This window comes from Streptomyces sp. NPDC032126 (assembly GCF_055580085.1).
In genome coordinates, this window is the sequence record NZ_JBVIMA010000011.1 from 116027 (window position 1) to 138415 (window position 22389).

22 protein-coding genes and 1 pseudogene are annotated in these 22389 nt (G+C 68.7%); 10 read left to right on the top strand and 13 right to left on the bottom strand.

Features of this window, described 5'->3' with window-relative positions; translation table 11 throughout:
* Position 1 precedes the first annotated feature (1 nt).
* The 3 genes from ACZ5NW_RS33130 to ACZ5NW_RS33140 all read right to left on the bottom strand — a co-directional run bounded on the left by ACZ5NW_RS33130 (position 2) and on the right by ACZ5NW_RS33140 (position 1709).
* Positions 2 to 721: a YidC/Oxa1 family membrane protein insertase gene (locus ACZ5NW_RS33130; protein ID WP_468747707.1), complete on the bottom strand. Its 720-nt coding sequence runs from the start codon at positions 719 to 721 to the stop codon at positions 2 to 4.
* An 87-nt stretch (positions 722 to 808) separates the two neighbouring features.
* A complete protein-coding gene (locus tag ACZ5NW_RS33135; RefSeq protein WP_468747708.1) occupies positions 809 to 1144 on the bottom strand; it encodes a DUF6412 domain-containing protein in 336 nt (111 codons plus the stop codon).
* Between the two features lie 37 nt (positions 1145 to 1181).
* Entirely contained in the window at positions 1182 to 1709 is a 528-nt protein-coding gene (locus ACZ5NW_RS33140; protein ID WP_468747709.1) for a winged helix-turn-helix transcriptional regulator, read from the bottom strand.
* Between the two features lie 68 nt (positions 1710 to 1777).
* Here ACZ5NW_RS33140 and ACZ5NW_RS33145 point away from each other — a divergent pair, with 68 nt between their 5' ends.
* Positions 1778 to 3271: an MFS transporter gene (locus ACZ5NW_RS33145; RefSeq protein WP_468747710.1), complete on the top strand. Its 1494-nt coding sequence runs from the start codon at positions 1778 to 1780 to the stop codon at positions 3269 to 3271.
* 33 nt (positions 3272 to 3304) lie between these two features.
* Here ACZ5NW_RS33145 and ACZ5NW_RS33150 read toward each other — a convergent pair whose 3' ends face one another.
* Positions 3305 to 4081 (bottom strand): class E sortase, encoded by a 777-nt coding sequence (locus ACZ5NW_RS33150; protein ID WP_468747711.1) that lies wholly within the window; start codon positions 4079 to 4081, stop codon positions 3305 to 3307.
* A 273-nt stretch (positions 4082 to 4354) separates the two neighbouring features.
* Here ACZ5NW_RS33150 and ACZ5NW_RS33155 point away from each other — a divergent pair, with 273 nt between their 5' ends.
* Positions 4355 to 5827 (top strand): glycoside hydrolase, encoded by a 1473-nt coding sequence (locus tag ACZ5NW_RS33155; RefSeq protein WP_468747712.1) that lies wholly within the window; start codon positions 4355 to 4357, stop codon positions 5825 to 5827.
* A gap of 18 nt (positions 5828 to 5845) precedes the next feature.
* Here ACZ5NW_RS33155 and ACZ5NW_RS33160 read toward each other — a convergent pair.
* Positions 5846 to 6138, bottom strand: a pseudogene (locus ACZ5NW_RS33160) (DUF1905 domain-containing protein).
* 68 nt (positions 6139 to 6206) lie between these two features.
* On the opposite strand from ACZ5NW_RS33160, the gene ACZ5NW_RS33165 reads away from it, so the two are divergent.
* Positions 6207 to 7226, top strand: coding sequence for an SEC-C metal-binding domain-containing protein (locus tag ACZ5NW_RS33165; protein WP_468747713.1), 1020 nt, complete (start codon positions 6207 to 6209; stop codon positions 7224 to 7226).
* A 134-nt stretch (positions 7227 to 7360) separates the two neighbouring features.
* On the opposite strand, the gene ACZ5NW_RS33170 is transcribed toward ACZ5NW_RS33165, so the two are convergent.
* Entirely contained in the window at positions 7361 to 8758 is a 1398-nt protein-coding gene (locus tag ACZ5NW_RS33170; RefSeq protein ID WP_468747714.1) for an SRA domain-containing endonuclease, read from the bottom strand.
* A 247-nt stretch (positions 8759 to 9005) separates the two neighbouring features.
* Here ACZ5NW_RS33170 and ACZ5NW_RS33175 point away from each other — a divergent pair, with 247 nt between their 5' ends.
* Positions 9006 to 12086 carry a DEAD/DEAH box helicase gene (locus tag ACZ5NW_RS33175; protein ID WP_468747839.1) on the top strand — a complete coding sequence of 1027 codons (3081 nt, stop codon included), beginning with the start codon at positions 9006 to 9008 and terminating at the stop codon, positions 12084 to 12086.
* Positions 12087 to 12104: 18 nt separating this feature from the next.
* Here the strand turns inward: ACZ5NW_RS33175 and ACZ5NW_RS33180 are convergent, their stop codons facing one another.
* On the bottom strand, positions 12105 to 12575 hold the full coding sequence (locus tag ACZ5NW_RS33180) for an NUDIX domain-containing protein (protein ID WP_468747715.1): 471 nt from the start codon (positions 12573 to 12575) through the stop codon (positions 12105 to 12107).
* On the bottom strand, positions 12576 to 13292 hold the full coding sequence (locus ACZ5NW_RS33185; RefSeq protein ID WP_468747840.1) for an XRE family transcriptional regulator: 717 nt from the start codon (positions 13290 to 13292) through the stop codon (positions 12576 to 12578).
* A 251-nt stretch (positions 13293 to 13543) separates the two neighbouring features.
* On the opposite strand from ACZ5NW_RS33185, the gene ACZ5NW_RS33190 reads away from it, so the two are divergent.
* From ACZ5NW_RS33190 to tgmC, 4 genes are read left to right on the top strand one after another with little or no spacing between them, the layout of a single operon-like run.
* Positions 13544 to 13963: a hypothetical protein gene (locus ACZ5NW_RS33190; protein WP_468747716.1), complete on the top strand. Its 420-nt coding sequence runs from the start codon at positions 13544 to 13546 to the stop codon at positions 13961 to 13963.
* Positions 13964 to 13966: 3 nt separating this feature from the next.
* The gene (locus ACZ5NW_RS33195; RefSeq protein ID WP_468747717.1) at positions 13967 to 14236 is read left to right on the top strand and encodes a putative ATP-grasp-modified RiPP; all 270 of its coding nucleotides are present in this window, start codon (positions 13967 to 13969) and stop codon (positions 14234 to 14236) included.
* Positions 14237 to 14239: 3 nt separating this feature from the next.
* On the top strand, positions 14240 to 15238 hold the full coding sequence (gene tgmB, locus ACZ5NW_RS33200; protein WP_468747718.1) for an ATP-grasp ribosomal peptide maturase: 999 nt from the start codon (positions 14240 to 14242) through the stop codon (positions 15236 to 15238).
* Positions 15216 to 16415, top strand: a complete 1200-nt coding sequence (gene tgmC / locus ACZ5NW_RS33205; RefSeq protein ID WP_468747719.1) for an ATP-grasp peptide maturase system methyltransferase — start codon at positions 15216 to 15218, stop codon at positions 16413 to 16415. Before tgmB ends, tgmC begins: the two co-directional genes overlap by 23 nt.
* Positions 16416 to 16419: 4 nt before the next feature.
* Here the strand turns inward: tgmC and ACZ5NW_RS33210 are convergent, their stop codons facing one another.
* From ACZ5NW_RS33210 to ACZ5NW_RS33220, 3 genes are all read right to left on the bottom strand, one after another.
* Entirely contained in the window at positions 16420 to 16983 is a 564-nt protein-coding gene (locus ACZ5NW_RS33210) for an RICIN domain-containing protein (protein WP_468747720.1), read from the bottom strand.
* A 72-nt stretch (positions 16984 to 17055) separates the two neighbouring features.
* A complete protein-coding gene (locus tag ACZ5NW_RS33215) occupies positions 17056 to 17844 on the bottom strand; it encodes an inositol monophosphatase family protein (RefSeq protein ID WP_468747841.1) in 789 nt (262 codons plus the stop codon).
* Between the two features lie 8 nt (positions 17845 to 17852).
* Positions 17853 to 18653, bottom strand: a complete 801-nt coding sequence (locus tag ACZ5NW_RS33220; RefSeq protein ID WP_468747721.1) for an alpha/beta fold hydrolase — start codon at positions 18651 to 18653, stop codon at positions 17853 to 17855.
* A gap of 97 nt (positions 18654 to 18750) precedes the next feature.
* On the opposite strand from ACZ5NW_RS33220, the gene ACZ5NW_RS33225 reads away from it, so the two are divergent.
* On the top strand, positions 18751 to 19053 hold the full coding sequence (locus ACZ5NW_RS33225; RefSeq protein ID WP_468747722.1) for a hypothetical protein: 303 nt from the start codon (positions 18751 to 18753) through the stop codon (positions 19051 to 19053).
* Positions 19054 to 19230: 177 nt separating this feature from the next.
* Here the strand turns inward: ACZ5NW_RS33225 and ACZ5NW_RS33230 are convergent, their stop codons facing one another.
* The gene (locus ACZ5NW_RS33230; RefSeq protein WP_468747723.1) at positions 19231 to 20208 is read right to left on the bottom strand and encodes a GlxA family transcriptional regulator; all 978 of its coding nucleotides are present in this window, start codon (positions 20206 to 20208) and stop codon (positions 19231 to 19233) included.
* A 153-nt stretch (positions 20209 to 20361) separates the two neighbouring features.
* On the opposite strand from ACZ5NW_RS33230, the gene ACZ5NW_RS33235 reads away from it, so the two are divergent.
* Entirely contained in the window at positions 20362 to 20835 is a 474-nt protein-coding gene (locus ACZ5NW_RS33235) for a DUF2269 family protein (RefSeq protein ID WP_468747724.1), read from the top strand.
* Between the two features lie 33 nt (positions 20836 to 20868).
* Here the strand turns inward: ACZ5NW_RS33235 and ACZ5NW_RS33240 are convergent, their stop codons facing one another.
* Positions 20869 to 22191: a DUF445 domain-containing protein gene (locus ACZ5NW_RS33240; RefSeq protein WP_468747725.1), complete on the bottom strand. Its 1323-nt coding sequence runs from the start codon at positions 22189 to 22191 to the stop codon at positions 20869 to 20871.
* Positions 22192 to 22389: the final 198 nt, after the last annotated feature.

Below are 22389 nucleotides of genomic sequence, written 5' to 3' on the forward strand. Positions count from 1 at the left end.
GTCAGCGGTACAGCAGCACCCGCTCGACGGCGGTCCACGTCGTGCTGGTGACCACGTACAGCGCGGCGGCCAGCGGCACGATCGCCACGGTGACGAGGGTGAAGAAGGACAGGAACGGCATGACCTTCGCGGCGGCCCCGAGCCCGGGCACCGTCTCCGCGCCGACCGCGTTCGGCGCGGCGCCGGCCATCGTCCGCCTCGCGCGCAGGAAGTTGAACGTGCAGACGGCGGCGACGACCGCGAACAGCGCCAGGTAGACGAGCCCCGCCCCGCCGAACAGCCCGCCCCCGGACAGCGCGTCGGCCCACCGGTCCCCGAGCGGCGCGGCGAACAGTTCGTGGGAGAGCAGCTCGTTCGTCCGCCCGCCGATGGTCGTGCTGGAGAACAGGTGGTAGAGCAGGAAGAACGCCGGCAGCTGGAGCAGCCCCGGCAGGCATCCGGCCAGCGGCGACACCTTCTCCTCGGCGTGCAGCTCCAGCACGGCCCGCTGGAGCTTCTCGGGGTTTTTCGCGTACTTCTCGCGCAGCTCGGCGACCTTCGGCTGGAGTTCGGCCCGGGCCCGCTGTCCGCGCGCGGAGGCTCGGGACAGGGGGAGCACGAGGAGTCGTACGAGCGCGGTGAACAGGACGATCGCGGCCGCCGCGGCCGAGGCGCCGAACAGCGGGTGCAGCAGGTCGGCGAGGCGGCCGACCAGGTCGGCGAAAGCCGAGAAAACAGACATGGGTGAGCCCTCCGAGGGTCATGCCGGGGATGTGATGCATGGCGGCATGACGACCCGCGCGGGGTCACCGGAAGGAAAGGGTGCGCCCTACGCGACGGCCGTCGGGACGGCGTGTCCGGGTGCTCGGGGGCGGGTGCGCCCCTTGGCGTCGGGGTCGCGTTGAGGCAGGAAGGCCGTACGACGGGCGCGGTCGCGGATGGCCGTACGCACCCGGGTGGGCGGCACGGCGGGCACGGCCCGCGCGGCGATCAGGGCGCAGACGGCGAGCGCGGAGCCGACCGCGGCGGTCGCGGCGAGCGCGACGGTGGCGGTGAGGCTGCTGCCGCTGTAGAGCAGGGCGATGTCCAGCAGCAGGAACAGCAGCGCGGCGGGGCGCGAGGACGTCCAGTCGCGGATCGTCACGGTGGCCCTCCCCTCGCCCATCTGCTTCTCTTCGCTGCGCTCGTCGCGCTGTCGTCGATTATGACTGACCGGTCTCGATGGGCTGCAAGAGCCTCTTGGGTTCGAGCAGGGCCCGGCTCACCGGATCCGCCGGGTCGGGGCTGAGCCCGGGTCCCGGCTCCATGACGACGTCCGGGACGGGTACGACGGTTCCGCAGGCGGGGCATTCGCCGTACGACCCGAGTTCGGTACCGCAGTCGGCGTGCCGGAAGCGGCGCAGCTGGACGTCGCCGAAGTGCTCGCGGCCCCACAGGCCGAGGGAGCGCAGGGTGGGCCACAGGGCGATGCCGCGTTCGGTGACGACGTACTCGTCGCGCGGCGGGGAGTCCTGGTACCGCCGCTTCTCCAGGATCCCCTCCGCCGTCAGCATCTGCAGACGGGTGGAGAGGACCGCGCGCGGGATGCCGAGATGCACGAGGAAGTCGTTGTAGCGCCGGACGCCGAAGAGCGCGTCGCGCACGACGAGGAGGGTCCACCGCTCGCCGATGATCTCCAGCGCCCGCGCGATGGAGCACTCCTGCGTCGCGTAGTCCTTGCCCAGTGCCATGGCGTCCACTGTAGCGATTTTCCGGGGCTAGGTTCAATGAGCGAACCTACAGTGTTACGGTGCTGGACATGGATAAGTTCAATGAACGAACCCACTCTTCGCTCGCCGCCCCGGGGGCACCCGGCACCACCGGCCCGGCCACCGCGACGACGGCGGACGCGACGCCGGCGCAGGCGACCACGGCGCAGGCGACCACGGCGCAGGCGACGCCGGTGCACGCGGAAGCGCCCCCGCACCCCCGCGCCACCCTCGCCCTGACCAGCGCGGCCACCGCCGTGACGCTGATGACGTACACCGCGCCGGTGGTCACCCTCCGCGACACGGCGGCCGCCCTGCACACCCCGCTCTCCGCCCAGGCCTGGCTGATCAACGGCACCCCGCTGGGCCTCGCCGCACTGCTCCTGGTCGCCGGCAGCCTCGCCGACGACTACGGCCGCCGCCGGATCTTCGTCGCCGGCACGCTCACCCTCGGCATCACCACGGCCCTGGGCGCGCTGGCCTCCTCCACCTGGCTGTTCACCCTCGCCCGTATCGCCCAGGGCGGGGCGAGCGCGGCGATCCTCGCCAGCAGCCTCGGCCTGCTCGTGCAGGCCTTCCCCACCCCGCGCGGCCGACTGCACGCGACCGGCGTGTGGGGAGCCTTCGTGAGCGGCGGCATCGCGGCGGGACCGCTGGTCGCGGGCGCGATGCCCGACTGGCGGGTGGCGTACGGCGTCCTCGGCGCGGCCGCGCTGATCGTGGCCGCCCTGTCCGCGCGCACGCTGACCGAGTCCCGCTCCCCGCGAGGCGGGCGCCCGGACATCGTCGGCGCGCTGACGTTCGGCCTGGCGCTGGTGGCCCTGGTCGCCGCCCTCACCCTGGGCCGGGACGGCTGGCTGCGGCCCCAGGTGGGCCTGCCGCTGCTGGCGGCCGTCTCGCTGCTGGGCCTGTTCGTGCTCGTGGAGCGCCGGACGGCGACCCCGATGATCGACCTGGGCCTGCTGCGCCGCCGCCCCTTCCTGGCCTCCTCCGTCGGCGGCCTGTTCACCGGCCTCGCGGTGATCGGCCTGTTCAGCTTCCTGCCCGCCCTGTTCCAGCAGGCCCTCGGACTCTCCGCGATGGACACGGCCTGGCTGTTCCTGCTGTGGTCGGGCCTGTCCTTCGCGGTCGCGTTGCAGGCCAAGCGCCTGGCGGGCCGGGTCCCGCCCCGCCACCAGCTGGCCGTGGGGTTCGCGCTCCACGCGGCGGGCGTCCTCACCATGCTCGGCGCGATCGGCTCGGGCTCCTGGCACCGAGTGCTGCCAGGCCTGGTCCTCAGCGGCATCGGCAGCGGACTGCTGAACGCCGCCCTGCCCCTGCTGGCCGTCGAATCGGTGCCGGCCACGCGCGCCGCCATGGGCTCGGGCGCCCAGCAGACCCTCCGCTACATCGGCTCCTGCGCCGGTGTCGCCCTGACCATCGCGATCGTCACGTCGTCGGGCGGTGGCCTGGGCCACGGCGCGGATGTCGCGATGCTGATCTCGGCGGGGCTGTCGGTGGTGGCGGGGGTGGGGGTGCTGGTGCTGCGGGAGACGCGGGCGTGAGGGCGTCGCTGGCTTTGGGTCTGCTTCAGGGCTCTACCGAGGACGCATGGAGACGAGCGTGCCCCACACCACCAGGCGGTACCGGGAGGTGTACTCCGGGGTGCAGGTGGTCAGGGTGAGGTAGTAGCCGGGGGCGGCATAGCCGTAGGCCGGCTTGGTCAGCGAGCGCGGGACGGGTCGTAGGACACCGGAGTCGCCGGGCGAGGTCTGCGGGAGGATCTTGTCGACGGCGTATGTGTAGACGGCCGACCTCGTCTCGACCTGCACGGTGTCGTCGGGCCGTAGCCGGTCGAGGTGCCGGAAGGGTTCGCCGTGGGTGTTGCGGTGCCCGGCGAGGGCGAAGTTCCCGGCCTGGCCCGGCTGTTGGGTGCCGGGGTAGTGGCCGACGTACCCCTTGTTGAGGACGTTCCGCTTGCTGGTCCCCTCGGCCACGGGGACGCGGAGGTGGAGGCGGGGGACGGTGAGGATCGCGTAGGACCGGGAGGGCTCCGGGGTCGCGGCCGGGGAGTCGCGGTGCGCGGAGACCCGGCCGCCGTCGCCGTTCCCCGTGGGCAGACCGCCGCCCGCCGAGGGTTCACCGGCCCCGACGGTCGGCCCGCTCCCGCCGCCCCTCCCCCACTCCCGCTCCAGCGCCTGGACCTTCCGCTCGGCGCCCTCCTTGGCCTCCCGGTTGGTCCACCACAGCTGATGCACGACGAACAACAGGAGCAACACCCCTGCGGTGACCAGGAGTTCGCCGCCGCTCCACAGTACGCGCCGGCGAAGGGCGCGGCGCCGCAGGGTGCGATGCCGCACGACGGGATTCCGCACGCGTACGCCTCCCTTCACGCCGCCCGCACGATAAGGGCAGCGCGACGAGCTCTCCAGCCCCGTGCACGGAAGCGCGCCCCCGCACTTCATCCATAGGTTTGAGAAAGGGCTGCCAGAACTCTCGACAACACCCTGGGCCGCGCCCGATGCTTCGTGTCGCAGGGGACTCGTACGGACCTTCGTACGGACGCCGCACGGTCCGGCGCACGCACCCCCACCTCACGCCCCCACCACGCAGACGACCGGCGGTCGGTCGCACCGAGCGGAGAACCCATGATGCGACGCAGAACACTGCTGGCGGCCACCGGCGGAGCCCTCCTCGGCAGCGCCCTGGCCACCGGCACGGCCCGCGCGGACGCGACCATCGCAGTCAACCCGTCGACCACGTACGGCACATGGGAGGGCTGGGGCACGTCCCTGGCCTGGTGGGCGAACGTGTTCGGCAACCGGGACGACTTCGCCGACCTCTTCTTCACCACCAAGTCCGTGACGTACAACGGCACCACCCTCCCCGGCCTGGGCCTCAACATCGCCCGCTACAACCTGGGCGCGTGCAGCTGGAACACGGTGAACGGCGCGAGCATGGTGGCCTCGCCCAACATCCCCGGCTTCAAGCAGATCGAGGGCTACTGGCAGGACTGGAACAACGAGGACCCGACGTCATCGGCCTGGGACTGGACGGCCGACGCGACACAGCGCGCGATGCTGATGAAGGCCACGTCGAGGGGCGCCACCACCGAACTCTTCGCCAACTCCCCCATGTGGTGGATGTGTCTGAACCACAACCCGTCGGGCGCGGCGGACGGCGGCAACAACCTCCAGTCCTGGAACTACCGCCAGCACGCCTCCCACCTGGCGACGGTGGCCCAGTACGCGAAGAACAACTGGGGTGTGAACTTCGCGACCGTCGACCCCTTCAACGAGCCCTCGTCCTCCTGGTGGACGGCGACGGGCACCCAGGAGGGCTGCCACATCGACGCGACGGTCCAGTCGGCCGTCCTGCCGTATCTGCGCAGTGAGTTGGACAAGCGCGGCCTGACGTCCACGAAGATCTCCGCGTCGGACGAGACGAACTACGACCTCGCCCGCACCACCTGGAACTCCTTCTCGGCCACCACGAAGGGCTACGTCGACCGGGTCAACGTCCACGGCTACCAGGGCTCGGGCGGCCGCCGCGACCTGCTCTACACCGACGTGGTGACCACGTCGCGCAAGGCCCTGTGGAACTCGGAGACGGGCGACAACGACGGCACCGGCCTGTCGATGGCGAGCAACCTGCTCTACGACTTCCGCTGGCTGCACCCCACCGCGTGGGTGTACTGGCAGGTCATGGACCCCTCGACGAACTGGGCGATGATCGCGTACGACGCCAACACGCTCCAGCCGGGCGCGATCACGACGAAGTACTACGTGATGGCCCAGTTCAGCCGCCACATCCGCCCCGGCATGACGATCCTGGACACGGGCGTGAGCTACGCGGCCGCGGCCCTGGACAGAACAGCCCGACGCCTGGTGATCGTGGCGGCGAACACCTCCACCTCCGCCCAGACCCTCACCTTCGACCTCTCCCGCTTCACGACGGTGACGGGCGGCTCGGGCGGACTGGTCCCGCGCTGGAACACGGTGACGACGGGCGGCGACCAGTACAAGTCGTACGCGAACACCTATCTGAGCGGGAAGACGGTGGCGGTCCCGTTCGCCCCGAAGTCGGTGCAGACCCTGCAGATCGACGGCGTCACGATCTGACGTTCCCGGGGCCCCGGCTCACGGCTCAAGCCGGACGGTCATCTCCACCCGCACCTCGTCCCCGACGGCCAGCCCCTGAGGCAAGCGCACCGCCTGCTTCAGGGGCAGCAGATAGCCACCGCCCTTGGGAAAGAGGGACGTCTCGAAAGCCACCTTCCCGATCCGCGCCGCGACCGGAACGACCCCCACCCATAGCTGGCTCCGGCGGCCACCGCCCGGATGTCGGCGCACTCCTCGTCCGGCACGGGCACGAAGTAGTACGGCGCCGGCCCACGCCACTCGATCACCTGACCGCCGAAGACGAACTCCACGAGCCCCCGCTCCCTCCTGGCCTGCGTATATCTCACTTTTGTCAGCGGCGGGCAGTACGGTGTCGTGCATGCGCCCCGACACGCCCGCCGAGAACGTCGACCACAACGCCGAAGCGGCCCGCCTGGAGCGAACCGCCGCCCTGTATCCGGAGGACGCCGAGGCCCTGCTGCTGCAGGCCGCGGCCCACCTGGAACTGTCCGGCGACCGCCCCGCCGCGAGCGCGCTCTACGACCGGCTGCTCGCCTCCCAGGCCGGCCTGGACAACCCCCACCTGGTACGGGCCCTGAAGGCGTCCAACCTATGGGAGTACGGCCACGAGGCGGAAGCCAGGGCGATCATCGACGGCATCCGCGCGGCGGCCCCGAGGGACCCGGCCCCCTGGGTGATCGTGGCGGAGGCACTGGAGGCCCACGACGAGCTGGAGTCGGCCGAGCAGACCTTCACGGAGGGAGCCCGCGCCCTCCTCCCGCCGGACACGAACCCCCCGTACTCCACGCACCCCCTCCTCTTCGGCCGCCACCGCGTACGCCGCATGCTGGGCCTGACCCACGACGACTGGGACACCCTGGCGGACACCCTCCACACGTCCCCCATCTCCCTGGACGAGCTCCACGACCCGAAACGCGTCTGGTCCCTGGGCTCGAACAACCCGGCGGAACTGAAGGCGGAGATCACCCGCCTACGAGCCGAACTGGGCACCTTCCGCGAGGCCCTCTCCCGCCCGTTCCCGGTGGCGATCCTCCACTGGCCGGCGGACGAACTCACGGAACTCCTGACGGCGTACCCGACCCTGGCCTCCGAATACCCGTCCCACGAGGAACACCTCGCGACGATAGAGGCAGCCCTCCGCGAACTGTCCTCCTCCGGCACCCAGAACCTGGGCATCGTCACCGGCACAGTCCCGTCCTACGAGGCCTTCGCAGCCTCAGAATCAGCCTCCCCGACCGACACAGCCCTCCTCCCCCAGTACGCCACAACACTGGCAGCCAGGGGCCGAGCGGTGGCTTGGCCACCCCAGAGAGGCACGGCATGCTGGTGCGGCTCGGGGGCGACCTATGAGGACTGCCACGGCACCCCTACGACCTGACCAGCCACCCATGCACCGCCCACCGGCCACCGAAAGCTCACTCCTGCCCCTTACTGGAGCGGGCCGGGTCAAGGCGGCCGGAAGGGCCATAGCCAAAGGCGCCGTACAGCGCCCTTGAAGCGGCACGCTCAAAATCAGTCGGCTCGACCTTCCAGGGCTCGATGACGATTTCGAGCCACAATCCCCAGTTCCTTCTGCAACTGCTGACGATTCTTGCCGCGCGTCTTCAGTGCGTGACAATTCGGGCAGAGCGCAATCATGACATCGGGGGTGTCCTGCCCGGTGCGTGCCAGACCATTTACGTGGTCGACTTCCAGAATGGGCTGATCTGTGTCGGTGCGCTCATCCGGATGTCCAGCACACGAGGTGTTTTCACATTGTCCCTCACTTCGGATCAATACAGCTTCCCGAGCCGCAGCTGAGCGCAGGTATCGTTCCACTTTTGTCAAGGAGGAGCGACGGTCACGTCGACTGGCCGTCCGACGAGCAGCGGCAGTCAGCCGCCGATATCTCTCCTGAGGTGTCGTCGGATCCGATTCCGACGCCGAATCGACCTCCGCAGGAACAATCTCGGTGGAATCATCGTGGATCTGCCCATCGTCCTCCGCCAGAGCCTCAACGACCTCCGAGGGCCACGTCTCCGGCAACGGCGAAGGAACGGGAGCAAGGACCCACACGAACTCCCGACGCTGCTCGCCATCCCGCCCAAGCCCCCACCGCCGACGGCACTGGACGATCACAGCCCACGACTCAAAGGTCCAGCGCCCCTGAAATGGCTTGTGCCAGTAGCGCAGCGCCTTCCGCTGCTCCTGGTACTTTTTAAGGGACCTGTTTCCTCCGGTGAGTGACTGGTCACCGGATAGGCCATCGCCTGTGTATGCGATCCAACCCGTCTCGGGGATGCGGTGATCGGCGTAGGGACCCTTCTCATCCGAGTAGACAGCGAGGATCCCGTCTGCGAGTGGAGTAATCCCCATTGTGTTGTTGCCACCGTAGTCATCCGCTATCTCACCGCGATGCACGTACTGATCCCCGATGAAAGGACGCAAGTAGGTGTCCACGCGGCCAGGAATGACGTCACGCAACCCGAGAGCCTCAAGCAGCTGAGACGCTTCAGCACTGAAGAACCGTACGAGCAGATTACTGATCGCCTGTATGGCCAGTTCTCGGTCCTCGCGGAGAAGGTCGTAATCCTGCTGCGGCAGGCCGGCTAGCGGGTTTACATCATCCAGAGCCGTCAGCGTCGGGCGGCGCTGCTTACTCGTCAGATGGAGATCGGCCTGCGCAGCCACTTCCCATAGCTTGTCATGCTGAAGAACCCAGAAGGGGTACCGCACATCCTGCTCACCCAAGCCCGATCCCCCGAACCTGGCAAGGAGGACCCCCACTTCCTTCTTCACCACAAACCACGGCTGCTCGCGAGGGCGCCCTTGCATAGCTTGGGCGATGGCCCACAGGAGCAGCAGGGGACGATGCAGCGGTACGCCCGTGGCGCGCTCCGCAGGACGCACCCTTCCGATCCGATCCAGCAAGTCCCGCCCCTCAGCCACTGCACCCCTCCAGCCCTCCGGTACTAGTACGACTATCTGACCAGATGGCACTGACAATGCCTCCACGGATCGCGCCCGTGGTGAGTGTGGGTCCATGGCACCCACGTCGATGCAGCGGCTGTTACAACTGATCGCGGCAGCATGAGCGACCAAGGGGGCCAGCGTGACTCAGTCGGGAGATCTGTCTCAGCCTGTCACTGGGGTGTACGAACAGCTCATCACCGAAGGTATGCAGGCGCAGATCGAGCAGCTGAACACGGCTGGATGGAAGGCCATCGACGGGGAAGTCGGCGCTGAATCGTCACCGCATGTCCTGGCCCGACACATTGGGGAAGAGGTCCGCCGCAGGCTGAGTCAGCTGCCGCACGACAAGCAGGTGGCTGCGGCCAACCACATCATGCAGTCGTTGATCGCCCATGCCCCCGATCCGGATGCTGACGGCAGGGCATCGGCAATCGTCGAAGGGCCGCGGCAACTCTTGGCTCTCGCTGAGCAAGAAGCCGCTGGCGTCTACGCCATCAGACCGTTGACGCCGCTCTCCGAGTCGGCATTGATCACCAATGCTCCCGATGACCCCAGCCTCGGCGCGGAGTTGAGGGCCGAGCTGGCGACCGCAGACAGCGTCGACCTGTTGTGCGCCTTCGTGAAGTGGTACGGCATACGGGTCCTTGAGGACTCACTACGCGCGGCAAAGGAACGGAACGTCCCCATCAGGGTCATCACGACCACCTACATCGGCGCCACCGACCGATACGCATTGGATCGCCTCGTGCGCGAGTTTGGTGCCGAAGTGAAGGTCAACTACGAAACCCGATCAACTCGCCTCCACGCCAAGGCATGGCTCTTCCGCCGTAAGACCGGCTTCGATACGGCCTACGTGGGTAGCTCCAACCTGTCCAAGGCGGCTCTGCTCGACGGCCTGGAGTGGAACGTGCGGCTGTCATCGGTCGCCACACCCAGGGTGCTGGACAAGTTCGAGGCGACCTTCGACACCTATTGGGAAGACATCGCCTTCGAGACGTACAACCCCGACGAGGACGGCGAGCGGCTCTCCAAAGCATTGGCTCGTGCAGGAGGAAGGGGATCGGACGACGATTTCCAGATCAACCTCTCCGGGCTCGAAGTGCAGCCCTTCCCTCACCAGCGGGACATGCTTGACCGGCTTCGAGTCGAGCGTGAGATCCGCGGCCATCACGAGAATCTCCTGGTCGCAGCCACTGGCACCGGTAAGACAGTCATGGCTGCTCTGGATTACCGTGCCCTACGCGACAAGCGGGGCGGAGAGCTTCCCCGGCTGCTCTTCGTCGCCCACCGCAAGGAAATCCTGAGGCAGTCCCTGCGCACCTACCAAGAGGTGCTCGGCGACGCCTCGTTCGGGGAGCTACTCCACAACGGCCAGGAGCCGACGGCCTGGACCCATGTCTTCGCCAGCGTCCAGTCCCTCAACCTGCAGCGGCTGGTACAGCTCGATCCCGGCCATTTCGACATCATCGTCATCGACGAGTTCCACCACGCCACGGCAAACACGTATCGCCGTGTCCTCAAGCACTTCAAACCGGCCGAGCTGCTCGGCCTCACCGCGACTCCGGAGCGTATGGACGGGCTCAACGTCCAGGATGAGTTCTTCGACGGGCGGATCGCCGCCGAGATGCGGCTGTGGGAGGCCCTGGAAGCCGATCTGCTCTGCCCGTTCCACTACTTTGGGGTCCCAGACGGCACAGATCTGACCCAGCTCAACTGGCGTGCGGGCACCTATGACCGCGACGAGCTGGGCGAGGTCTATACGGCCACGAACGGCCCCGCTCTCATCGTTCTCAAGCAGGTGAAGGACAAGATCTCCAACCCGGCTGGCATGCGTGCGCTGGGCTTCTGCGTGAACAAGAGACACGCCCACTTCATGGCCAAGCAGTTCATCGAGGCGGGATTCAAGGCAGCGGCCCTCGACAGTGACTCGTCGGTGGCCGAGCGGGAACGAACGCTGGATGACCTCAAGAAGGGCAAGATCCAGGTCATCTTTTCCGTCGACCTCTTCAACGAGGGCCTAGACATCCCCGACGTCGACACCTTGTTGCTTCTGCGTCCCACGAACAGTGCGACCGTCTTCCTCCAGCAGCTTGGCCGCGGTCTACGGCGCACTCCAAACAAACCGGTGCTGACCGTGCTGGACTTCATCGGCCAGCACCGGGCAGAGTTCCGCTTCGAGGAGCAATTCCGCGCGATGACAAACCTGTCTCGCAATCGTCTTGTCGACGACATCGAACGCGACTTTCCTCAGCTGCCCTCGGGCTGCCAGATCATCCTGGAGGGCAAGGCCAAGGACCTCGTCCTCGACAACATCCGCACCCAGCTCAACGCCACCATCACCACGCTGGCCAAGGAAGTCAGGGACTACAGCGTGCCCAGGCTCGACGCCTATCTGCGGGAGAACCGACGCGACATCAAGGAGCTGTACAAGAGCGACAATTCCTGGACGAAGGTCCTACGGAAGGCGGGGGTCATCAAGGATGCCCCGCTGCCAGGTGAGGAGGACCTGCTCAGGCGGGTCCATGCCTTCCTTCACGTGGACGACCAGGACCGAGCCCAGGCATACCTGCGTCTCGTCGCGGACAACGCTCCGGCCTACGACTCCCTCTCCGCTGCTGATCAGGCATACGCCCGCATGCTCTTCTTCAATCTGTGGGACAGAGCGGGCGGCTTCTCCAGCTACGGGGAGGGTCTGGAATTCCTTCAGGCACAGCACCGCTTTCGGGATGAGCTCCAACAGGTCCTGACGTACGTCCTCGACCGCACCGATCACTACCCCATCCCCCTGGAGGGCCCGCTCAGCCACCTCCCCTTGAAGATCCACAGCGCCTACAACCGTTCCGAGGCCCTCTCCGCACTCGGGGTGGCTCGGTTGGGCGGACAGATGCCGGGTGTCTTCGCCCAGGGAGTGACCTGGGTTGAGGAGTTCAAAACCGACGCCCTGCTGATCACCCTGGAGAAGAACGAGAAGGACTTTTCCCCCAGCGTCCGCTACAAGGACTACGCGATCACCCCAACTCGCTTCCACTGGGAATCACAGAGCACCACCTCGGAGAGCTCCCGAACCGGCCTGCGCTACCAGCATCACGCCAAGCAAGGCAGCCACGTTCTCCTCTTCCTACGCCGCTACAAGACCAACGCCATCGGCAAGTCCGAGCCGTGGATCTTCCTGGGCCCCGCCACGTACGTCAAGCACACCGGCAGCAAGCCCATGGCTATTACCTGGGACCTCCAACATCAGCTCCCTGCCGATGTGTGGACGTACTCGACCATCGCCGCCGGGTAGCCAGGTCCATGCAGGCGGTTACCCGAGATACGGCGTGGCCCGCCGCTCCAAGAAGTGCGTCAACCTCAGTCGCTGCGTATGGTGCATCTCCAGTGCTTCCAGCTCTGTTTGGTCCACCCACCGCAGCTCCGTCGACTCCTCAGAGATGGCCAACATCCCGCCGATCACACGGGCCCTGAAGCACACATTGAACTGCCGTCGCACCTCGCCGTCGTCGTAGGCGATGACGTGCCGAGGATCGGTGTATGTACCGACGAGGCCGGTGATCTCAATGTCGAGGCCGGTCTCCTCCTTGACCTCCCGCACCGCAGTACCAGGCAAGCTATCCGTAAGCTCCATGCCGCCGCCTGGCAGCGCCCACTTGCCCGAGTCCGAGCGGCGTTGCAAAAGGATGCGGCCCTGGTCATCGGTCACAACGGCCGAGGCCGCCACGACCAAGCTATTCGGCTTCGGAGCGTTCGGGTCGTCGTAGTACTCGGTACGCGCCACCTAGTCAGCCTCCACAGGTCGCGCCGTCGACCAGACGGCATCGAAGCTCTCCGCGTATCCATCAAACACGCGGCTGCCCTCCACACGCCGAAGGTGCCACACAGGCGCGCGGTAGGCGTTCATGCCCCAGACGTGAGCGTTGACCAGCATTTGGTCGTCTGCTCGATACAAGCTGTTGTAGAGCGTCGTCTCATGGGTCCTGAGTTCGACGCCGGGCACCCCGAGCAGCGGACCGTAATGCAACAACGCCAGGCGGCACCGCGACTCGATGCCGTGCCCATAGCGCTCTTCGTCCCCTCGTGCCTTCACCATCGGGCTGTCGGCGTCTCCTACGGCGATACGCACCGAGCAGCCTGCCTCTGCGCGGCTTCGCAGAAGGTCATTCAGTCTCGGGTAGGCCTCATGCAAGAAGACTGCCGCGTAGACGAGTACGTCAATGCGGTCGCGCGCCGCAGCGAGAAGGTCGATGAACACCGAAACGGGTAGGTCTGCCCGTTGCTCATAAAGGGCAACAAGCTCAGGGCTGACTGCCCGTGCTGATCGCGCCTGCCGTAAGGCCGGCCACAGGGCATGCACGTCCTCACCTAACGCCTGAGCAGCCTTCATCGCGGTGGCTCTGCGTGGGACTCGACCAAGATTCACCCATCGCTCGACGCTCTTCGGATCCACCTCTGTTGCATCAGCCAAGGTGGCGTGCGTCCATCCTCCGGCGGCCATGGCGACGCGTAGGCGTTCATTCGCTGACATAGGGACGTTCTACACCCCTTGGGACGTCCCGATTTGGGAAATGTACGTGGTTCCTCCGTCCTGGTGATCACACCGAGCATGGTGCTTGAGCAAGTAGTCAGGAGGGAGAAAAAACCCAAGCCATGGATACCCAAGCAGCTTTGGACAGAGCAATCGCGGGTTGGTTGCTGCGGGCTCATCCCATGCCGGAGCGAGCTCAGAGGGAGTGGAACACACAGGGCGTGGCGCTGCTGCCGCTCGGTGAGCGGTTCGCGGCTGTCCGGATGCCGGCGGACATCGTGCACGCAGCCGCAGGAACCGATGATCGACACCAAGTAGCGGTATTTCTTGGTGAGTCATTGGGCGGCTCGATCATTCACGACCACCGCGTCGCCGGTGGGACGTACTACGCCCTCATCCAAGGTCACGCCGGACTCGTCTGGGCGTACGGCGATGTTGCGACGTGTCTGGGGCGCGACACCTATCTGGGCGTGCCGCGGCTCGATCGGCAGCAGCCGCCGGGGAGCCATTGGGTGATCCCGCCTCGGTACGAGGGCGACTTGTGTGCCCCGCGATCCATCATCTCGCTGGTCGAGGAAGGTCGATCACGACTCACTGAGCAGTTCAGTGCCGAACTCCAGTCCGTCGAAAGGCAAGGCTGACCCATGACTACTGCTTCGACTGTGCTCTCTCCGTGGGCCCTGCGCCTGGTCAGCGATCGGCTGCCGGTTCGTCCTGCGCCCTACGTCTCGGTCGTCCTGGAGCCGACCACGCAGACCGCCCGTTACACCGACGCCGCGGGAAAAGTAGTGGAGATGGGCAAGCACGGCACGTCCAGGACGACCGGTACCGCCTCGGTCTCGGGTGGTGGGGACGGGCAGACGCCTCAGCCGCAGACGCAGGACGACAACACCACCGACTACGAATCGGACTGAGCCATGTCCCCCACCGTCCTGGTCCTCACCTCGTTGGAAGACGTCACCGCGGACCTCGTCATCCGCGCTCTCCATGACCGTGAGGTGCCTGTCGTGAGAGTCGACCCGGTCGACATCGGGCCCGGCCTTGTCTTCGGCTTCCGTATCGGGCCGGGGAAGCCGGCCTGGGGCGGGCGGTTACGTACGGCAAGTCGGGAGGTGGGAATGAAGGAGGTGGCAGCGGTCTACTACCGTCGACCCACCCCGTATGCAGCCCGGTTCGAGCATCTTCCCCGACAGCAGCGGGACTTCGCCGCCGCCGAAGCGAGGCATGGGCTCGGTGGCGTGCTGAACAGTCTCCCGAACGCGCTGTACGTGAACCATCCGGCCGCGGTGACCCGAGCCGACTACAAACCCGCTCAACTCCAGAGGTTCGCCGAACTCGGTCTGAACATTCCGCCGACCCTGATCACGAATGATGTCGATCAGGCACGCGCGTTCGCCCTCGGCCACGAGCACGTCGTCTACAAGAGCTTCCGTGGTCTGCCCGCCGGGGAGGACGGCCGCTCCGGTGCGATCTGGACACAGCGCGTCGATGCCGACGCCTTCGACGACAGCCTGACGGTCACGGCGCATCTCTTCCAGGCGGAGATTCCCAAGACGGGTGACGTGCGCGTCACGGTCGTCGGACAACGCCTCTTCGCACAGCGGATCGTGGCGCCGGACGGGGCGCTGGACTGGCGCAGAGGCGACTGGGACCACCTGATCCACTCCCCGATGGTCGTGCCCGCACCCGTCGAAATCGCACTGCGCCGCTATCTGCTCACCTTCGACCTGGTCTTCGGATGCTTCGACTTCGCTGTCACCGACGACGGAGAGCATCCCGACGACTGGTGGGCCCTCGAGTGCAACCCGAACGGGCAATGGGGCTGGCTTCCGGACGCGCCGGCCATCGCCGAGGCGTTCGCCGACATCCTGAGCGGGAAGGAGGCGGTTCATCATGGCGATGCCGACCGATCCTGAGACGCATGCGGCGCGACTGCGTGCGGCACTGGCGAAAGAGCTTGTCGGGAAGGGCGCGCTGGACGATCCCGGCTGGCGGACAGCCGTGGAGTCGGTGCCTCGGCACCGTTTCCTACCCGGCTTCTACCTTCCGTCCGAAGCCCTCGACGATCAGGGGCTGCGGGTCTGGGAACCGATCACCGCAGCTCTGGACCACGGCCGTTGGTTGGCCGCGGCGTACTCCGACACGACGCTCATCACCCAGTTCGACGGCTCCGAGCCGGACTGGAACGCTCCGGCGTCCCTTCACGGCGGCGCGCCCACGTCGTCGTCCACCATGCCGTCGCTCGTCGTCCGTATGTGGGCCGACGCCGATGTCCACGAGGAGCACACGGTGTTGGAGATCGGCACCGGGACCGGCTATTCGACGGCGCTGGCCTGCGAGCGGTTGGGCTCATCGCATGTCACCAGCCTGGAAGTCGACCCACACCGGCTGGAGTCGGCGGCCGATTCCCTCTACGGCTGCGGTTACGCACCTACGCTCGCGGTGTCGGACGGACTGTACGGCTACTGGCCCGAAGCCTGGTTCGACCGGATCGTGGCCGCGTGTTCCTTCCGCACGGTCCCCTCGGCGCTCGTGTCCCAGACCCGACCGGGTGGGAAAATCCTGCTCACTCTCTCCGGCTGGCTGTACGGCTACGCCCGGGTCCTCCTCACCGTCGCGGAGGACGGCACCGCTGCGGGATCACTGTTGCCCGGGACGGTGTCCTTCATGTCCGCGCGGGCCCATGCGGCGCCGTCGTTCGGCAATCCCGCCCATTGGGCTGCGGGTGTGCCCGAGAAGCCCAGACCGGCCATGCACGGGCCGGAGCGGATCACCGCGGCCACCGAGGAGGCGTTCCACCTACGCTTTCTGGCCCAATGCGCCGCGCCGAACGCCCAGTTGGTCACCATCGACGGTGTCCTCCACATCACCGACGTCACGGACGGCTCTGCCGCCACTCTCACTCCCCACGCCGATTCATGGGACGTACGCGAAGGCGGTCCGGTAAGGCTGTGGGAGCGCATCGAGCATGTCCTGACCGCCTTCGATGCGGCCGGTCGGCCGGGGCCCGAGACGTTCACATGGCACGTGTGCGACGGTGGGCAGACCCTCAGCCATCCCCTCCTGCCCGACCTGCCTCTGCCCAGGCTCTGACCCGTCAGATCCTCCCCACCTCCCTCAACCCATAGGCAGACGGCCGCCCGTCCAGCCTCCAGCGTTGGTCGGGGTGGAGGTGGCAGTGCCAGAGGACCAGTGGGGTGCCCTTCGCTGTGCTTCCGCCGTTGGCCAGGCCCACGCATTTGTGGGAGGGGCCGTTGACCCAGGCGTACGCGCCGTTGCCCACGCGTTGGAACTGCCAGCGCTGGTCGGGGTGGAGGTGGCAGTCCCAGAGGATCAGGGCCGTGCCGTTCGCCGTGCTTCCCGCGTCGGACAGGCCCACGCACAGGCCGGTGCTGCGCAGGGAGCGGTCGTTGTTGCCGTACCAGCTCCACGCCGCCGTCGGATCGTCGTCGCAGGCGGCCAGGACCAGCGGTGTGCCGGGGGTCGTTCCTCCGTCCTTCGGTACGACGCACCGGGCACGGGAGGCGGCCGCGCTGCGGAGGGAGGTGAGGTGATCCGCGTGTGCCGGGGCCGCGGAGGCGACCAGCAAGCCGAGTACGGCGACCAGGACCGCGCCGGGGACATGCCGGCCGGTCCGCCCTTTGCGTGACGTGTTCCGCATGGCTCCACTGGACCAGCTCGCCGGCCCCGCCAGGAAGGGCGCGCGGTGGTGCCGAAGGGCGCGCTTCGGGTCTCACCGGCTGGGCGGGATCACCCCCGACCACAGCTCGCCCAACTCCTCGGCCACCCCCGGCGCCATCACCACCAACGGCCCGTCCGGCACCGGCACTTGGGGCAGCGTCACCGCTCCCGCCTCCACCCCGATCAGATACGCCGGCAAGCCGTCCACCGTGTGGAACTCACCGATCGCCGCCGCCGTCGCCCGGCCCGCCGCCACCTGGGCCAGGGACAGGGCCGTCGAGCCCATCACCCTTGTCGTGCAGTGGCGGTCCGCCAGTGCGGACAGGAGGGTGTCCTGGCCCGGCCAGTGGGCGTGGGCCGCCCACTCCGTCAGGACCACGTGGCCCGTGAGGTCCGTGTGGTCCGCCGCCTGGATCGGCGTGCCGTTCAGGGTGGCTCCCCCGCCCCTGATCGCCGTGAAGGTCTCGTTCCGCCAGGGGTCCGCCACCAGGCCCAGCAGGGGCGTGCCGTCCGCGGTGGCCAGGCCCAGGGAGAAGGAGCACCAGCCCAGGCCGTGGGCGTAGTTCGTGGTGCCGTCCACCGGGTCGATCAGCCAGTGCGGGGCGTTCTGCGACGTCGGCGCCTCGACGCCGTACTCCTCGCCGTCGATGCCGTGTCCCGGGAACTCCTCGCGCAATACCTCCCGGACGTGTGCCTCGATCCTCTCGTCCGTTCTCGTGACGATGTCCGCCGGGCCCGCCTTCTCCCGTACGCCGCCCTCGTACGGCACACGGATCGCCTGCGACGCCCACGCCGCCAGTTCCCTCGCCACCGCCAGCGCGTGATCCAGGTCCACGTCCATGTCCACCTTCACAGTCCTTCCTCGAAGGTCCGGATCGTCTCGTGCAGGCTCTCCGGCTGGTCCAGGTGTACGTCGTGGGCCGCGTCCGGGATGACCACCACCCTCGTCTCCGGGCGGCGCTCCCGCATCTCCGTCGCCTCCGTCGGGCGCATCGTGCCCTTCTCGCCGCGGATCACCAGCGTGGGGGCCGTGATACGGGACCAGTCGTGCCAGTAGTCCCGCGTCGCCAGTTCCGTCACCGCCGCGACCATCGTCGGCCCGTCCACGCGCGCGTGGCCGCCGTCCGGTCGCCAGTCCAGGCCCCTCGCCCATGCCTCGTGGCCCAGGAAGTCCACCGCCTCGGCGAAGGTGGGGAACGGGGTCGGCCAGCTCGCCATCCACGCCGAGATCTCCGCCGGCAGGTGCGGGGTGCGGCACGCCGGGCCCGCCTCCACGAGGATCAGGGCCGCCACCATGTCCGGTTCCGCCGCGGCCAGTTGGAGTGCCGTCAGGCCGCCCAGCGACTGGCCCAGCAGGACCGCCGGGGCGATCCCCAGGTGCGACAGCAGCGCCGCCGCGTCCGACACCGCCGCCGCTCTCGTCATGTCCCGTGGCGTGCGCGTGCTGTCGCCGTGGCCTCGCGCGTCGTAGCGCACCACCGTGCGGCCGGCCGCCAGCAGGCGTCCGGTCAGGTCGTCCCACTCGCCCCGGTGCCCCGCCAAGCCGTGCAACAGCACGATCGGCGGCAGGGTCGCCGGGCGGACGTCCGGGCGCTCCACCTCGTACGTGATCCTCGTGCCGTCTGTCGTCGTCAGGGTTCCTACGGGCATGCGGGTCAGCCGTTTCTGTGGTCGGGGGCGGGGTGAGGCCGCTGGAGGTGATCGTGACCGTGCGGGTTAGCCTCAAGGGAAACGTGAGGAGACAGTGATGGCCAAGGTTCCCAGTTCCCTGATCGCCGCGAGCGGGCTCATCGGCGGGTACGGCGTCGCGCGGTGGACCAGGAAGCGGCAGCTCGGCGGGGCCGTGCTCGCCGTCGCGGGTGCCGCCGCCGCGCAGCAGTGGCGGCAGCAGGCCGGCGGGAAGGCCGCGGGGGCGCTCAGCGCCGCGTACGTCGCCGCCTTCGCCGGGTCCCATCCGCTGTCCAAGAAGGTGGGCGCCTGGCCGTCCGTGTTCGGGGTCGCGGGGGCCGTGGCGCTGGCGTCGTGGGCGGTCGCCGACCGGCGGGGCTGAGCGGGCGGGCGCGGCGCCTTCAAGCGAGTGCGGCGCCGTTCAGTCGTACGCACCCTTCACTCGTACGCACGGGTGTTCACGATGACGTCTCCCCCGAGTACGTGTCGTCCCATGGTTCACGCGTTCGCACGTGCCATGGGCCGCCACCCTAACCGATCTTGACCGTCGCGATCACGCTCATATCAGGTCCGGCCGCCCCGACCGGAACGCCCTCCGATACCCCTGCGGGCTCGTCCCCACCACCCGCCGGAACCGCTCCCTGAACGCCGTCGGCGACCCGAACCCCGCCTGCGCCGCGATCCGTTCGACCGGATACGCGGTCGTCTCCAGCAGGTACTGCGCCCGCCGCACCCGCGCCCGATGCAGCCACCGCGACGGCGTCGTCCCCGTCTGCTCCCGGAAACGCCGGTTCAGCGTGCGCGTGCTCATGCCCGCCCGGGCCGCCATCTCCTCCAGCGTCACCTCCCGTTCGCAGTGGGCCTCCAGCCAGGACAGCAGCGGCTCCAGCGCGGTGCCCGCGGGGGTCGGCGGCACCGGTGGCAGGTCGTGGACGATGAACTGGGCCTGGCCGCCCTCCCGTTCGAGCGGCATCACCGACATCCGGGCGGCGTGCGCGGCGACCGCCGAGCCGTGGTCCCGGCGGATCATGTGCAGGCACATGTCCAGGGCCGCCGCCGCGCCCGCCGAGGTCAGGAACTGGCCGTTGTCGACGTACAGCACGTTCGGGTCGACCTCCACCTCCGGATGGCGCGCCGCGAGGTCCGCCGCCGCGACCCAGTGCGTCGTCGCGCGCAGCCCGTCCAGCAGGCCCGTCGCCGCGAGCAGGAACGCGCCCACGCAGATCGACGCGATCCGCGTGCCGTTCGCCGCCGCCGCGCGCAGCGCCTCCGCGACGCCGGGCGGCAGTGTGTCGGGGGGCGCGGCGACGCCCGGCAGGATGATCGTGTCGGCCTCGGCCAGCAGCTCCAGTCCGTACGGCGCCCGGACCGTGAAGGCGCCGGCCCGCACCTCCTCCCCGGCCGTCACCGAGCAGACCTTCACCCGGTACGGCTCCCGGCCGTCCGGCAGCCGCGCCCAGCCGAAGGTGTCGACGGGTACGGAGAGGTCGAAGGGGATGACGCCGTCCAGGGCGAGTACGGCCACGATGTGGGGCATGGCGGGATCGTAGGCGTACGGCGAGATTCTGCCGAGCGGGTCCGTCCATCCCGCGCGGTCCTGCGGGTCGTACGGCCATTCCTGGCGAGAATCCGTTGGAAGCTGGCAGTCCTGCCACTCCTCCCGTGATCCGCGCTCCCCTAGCGTCCCCTCGTGACCAAGTTCCTTCTGGCCGTCCATGTCCTGGCCGCGATCGTCGCGATCGGACCCGTCACGGTCGCCGCCAGCATGTTCCCGCCCGCCGTCCGCCGCGCCCTGGCCGCGCCCGAGGACGCGCGGGCCGCCGAGACCGTACGGCTGCTGTACCGCATCTGCCGGGTGTACGCCGTCGTGGGCGTGGTCGTTCCCGTGTTCGGGCTCGCCACGGCGGGGCAGTTGGGGGTGCTCGGCGACGGCTGGCTGATCACGTCCATCGTGCTCACCGGGCTGGCCGCGGTGGTCCTCGGCGGGCTGGTGCTGCCCCGGCAGGAGGCGCTCGCGGAGAGCGCGGGCGCGGGCGGGGACGCGGGAGGCGGTACGCGGGAGGCGACCGTGCGGCTCGCCATGCTCACCGGGGTGTTCAATCTGCTCTGGGCGGTGGTGACCGTGCTGATGATCGTGCGGCCGGGGTCCACCACGGGGGCGTAGCCCGGCCCTGGCCGCGAGGTCACTGAAAGCGCGCTACGCCCCCACCCCCCGCGACACCGCGTAGATCAGCAGCCCCGCCAGCGACCCCACCACCGTGCCGTTGATCCTGATGAACTGGAGGTCGCGGCCGATGTGGGCCTCGATCTTGCGGGTGGTGTGGTCGGCGTCCCAACTGGCCACCGTGTCGGTGATCAGGGACGTGATCTCCTTGCGGTAGGTCGTCACCACGTGGACCGCCGCGCCCTCCAGCCAGCTGTCGACCTTCTCCTGGACGCCCGGCTCGCGGGCCATGCGGGCGCCGAGCGAGAGCAGGGAGGCCCGCACCCTCAGGCGCAGCTCGCTGCGTTCGTCCTCCGCCGCCGAGACGATCATGGAGCGGACGGCGGTCCAGGCGCTCGCGATGAGGTCCTGGACCTCGCCCCGGCCCAGCACCTCGCCCTTCAGCCGCTCCACACGCGCCCGCGTGTCCGTGTCGGACTGGAGATCCGCGGCGAAGTCGCTGAGGAAGCGGTCCAGGGCGCCGCGGGCCGGGTGGGACGGCATGTCGCGCATCTCGGCGCAGAAGCGCAGCAGTTCCTTGTAGACGCGCTCGCCGACCCGCTTGTCGACGAAGCGGGGCGTCCAGCCGGGCGCCCCGCCCTGCACGGCGTCCATGACGGAGTCGCCGTGCAGCACCAGCCAGTCGTGCGCGCGGGTGACGACGAGGTCGACGGCCCGCTTGTGGCCGCCGTCCGCGACGATCCGCTCCAGCGTCTTGCCGATGCCGGGCGCGATCTCCTGCGCGTCGGCCCGCCGGGTGATCGCCTCGCCGACGACCGCCTGCACGTCGGAGTCCCGCATGACGGTCAGCGCGCCCCGCAAGGCCGTCGCCAGCTCCGCCGTCACACGGTCGGCGTGTTCCGGCTCGGCGAGCCAGGCGCCGAGCCGGCTGCCTATGCCGACGGCGCGCAGGCGTTGCCGTACGACGTCCTCGGAGAGGAAGTTCTCCCCGACGAACTCGCCCAGGGACACCCCGAGCACGTCCTTCTTCGTCGGGATGATCGCCGTGTGCGGGATGGGCAGGCCGAGGGGGTGGCGGAAGAGGGCGGTGACCGCGAACCAGTCGGCCAGCGCGCCGACCATGCCGGCCTCGGCGGCCGCCGCCACGTAGTCCGCCCACGCGCCGGCGCCCTCGTGGGAGGCCCAGGTGGCGAGGACGTAGACCACCGCCACGAACAGCAGCAGGCCCGCCGCGGTCAGCTTCATGCGGCGCACGCCGCGCTGCCGCTCCTCGTCGGCGGGGGTGAAGGCGGTCATCGTGCGGTAGGTCGCAGGGCGCGTGCCGGCCCGGCCGGTCGTCGCTTCCGTAGATTCCATTTGCTCCACCCGTTCGGTGATCCCGCACACATTGTCCCTTCCTGACCTACTCCCGGAACGGATCAGGAGTTCCCGGTACGGATCAGGAGTTCCCGGCGCCTGCCCGAAGAGAGCGCCGAGGAGGCCCGCTCCCCCTGCTTCGCAGGCGTTTGCCCAGCTCATGCCGCATCATGTGGTCATACGACCGGAGGCCCGAGG

Excerpts from the sequence above, each read along its gene's own strand:
- ACZ5NW_RS33135 (WP_468747708.1), bottom strand. The coding sequence starts at position 1,144 with ATGGGCGAGGGGAGGGCCACCGTGACGATCCGCGACTGGACGTCCTCG.
- ACZ5NW_RS33225 (WP_468747722.1), top strand. The coding sequence starts at position 18,751 with ATGGCCAAGGTTCCCAGTTCCCTGATCGCCGCGAGCGGGCTCATCGGC.
- ACZ5NW_RS33195 (WP_468747717.1), top strand. The coding sequence starts at position 13,967 with ATGACTACTGCTTCGACTGTGCTCTCTCCGTGGGCCCTGCGCCTGGTC.
- tgmB (WP_468747718.1), top strand. The coding sequence starts at position 14,240 with ATGTCCCCCACCGTCCTGGTCCTCACCTCGTTGGAAGACGTCACCGCG.
- ACZ5NW_RS33175 (WP_468747839.1), top strand. The coding sequence starts at position 9,006 with ATGCAGGCGCAGATCGAGCAGCTGAACACGGCTGGATGGAAGGCCATC.
- ACZ5NW_RS33230 (WP_468747723.1), bottom strand. The coding sequence starts at position 20,208 with ATGCCCCACATCGTGGCCGTACTCGCCCTGGACGGCGTCATCCCCTTC.
- ACZ5NW_RS33145 (WP_468747710.1), top strand. The coding sequence starts at position 1,778 with ATGGATAAGTTCAATGAACGAACCCACTCTTCGCTCGCCGCCCCGGGG.
- ACZ5NW_RS33215 (WP_468747841.1), bottom strand. The coding sequence starts at position 17,844 with ATGGACGTGGACCTGGATCACGCGCTGGCGGTGGCGAGGGAACTGGCG.
- ACZ5NW_RS33210 (WP_468747720.1), bottom strand. The coding sequence starts at position 16,983 with ATGCGGAACACGTCACGCAAAGGGCGGACCGGCCGGCATGTCCCCGGC.
- ACZ5NW_RS33140 (WP_468747709.1), bottom strand. The coding sequence starts at position 1,709 with ATGGCACTGGGCAAGGACTACGCGACGCAGGAGTGCTCCATCGCGCGG.
- ACZ5NW_RS33130 (WP_468747707.1), bottom strand. The coding sequence starts at position 721 with ATGTCTGTTTTCTCGGCTTTCGCCGACCTGGTCGGCCGCCTCGCCGAC.
- ACZ5NW_RS33155 (WP_468747712.1), top strand. The coding sequence starts at position 4,355 with ATGATGCGACGCAGAACACTGCTGGCGGCCACCGGCGGAGCCCTCCTC.
- ACZ5NW_RS33240 (WP_468747725.1), bottom strand. The coding sequence starts at position 22,191 with ATGGAATCTACGGAAGCGACGACCGGCCGGGCCGGCACGCGCCCTGCG.
- ACZ5NW_RS33165 (WP_468747713.1), top strand. The coding sequence starts at position 6,207 with ATGCGCCCCGACACGCCCGCCGAGAACGTCGACCACAACGCCGAAGCG.
- tgmC (WP_468747719.1), top strand. The coding sequence starts at position 15,216 with ATGGCGATGCCGACCGATCCTGAGACGCATGCGGCGCGACTGCGTGCG.
- ACZ5NW_RS33185 (WP_468747840.1), bottom strand. The coding sequence starts at position 13,292 with ATGGCCGCCGGAGGATGGACGCACGCCACCTTGGCTGATGCAACAGAG.
- ACZ5NW_RS33220 (WP_468747721.1), bottom strand. The coding sequence starts at position 18,653 with ATGCCCGTAGGAACCCTGACGACGACAGACGGCACGAGGATCACGTAC.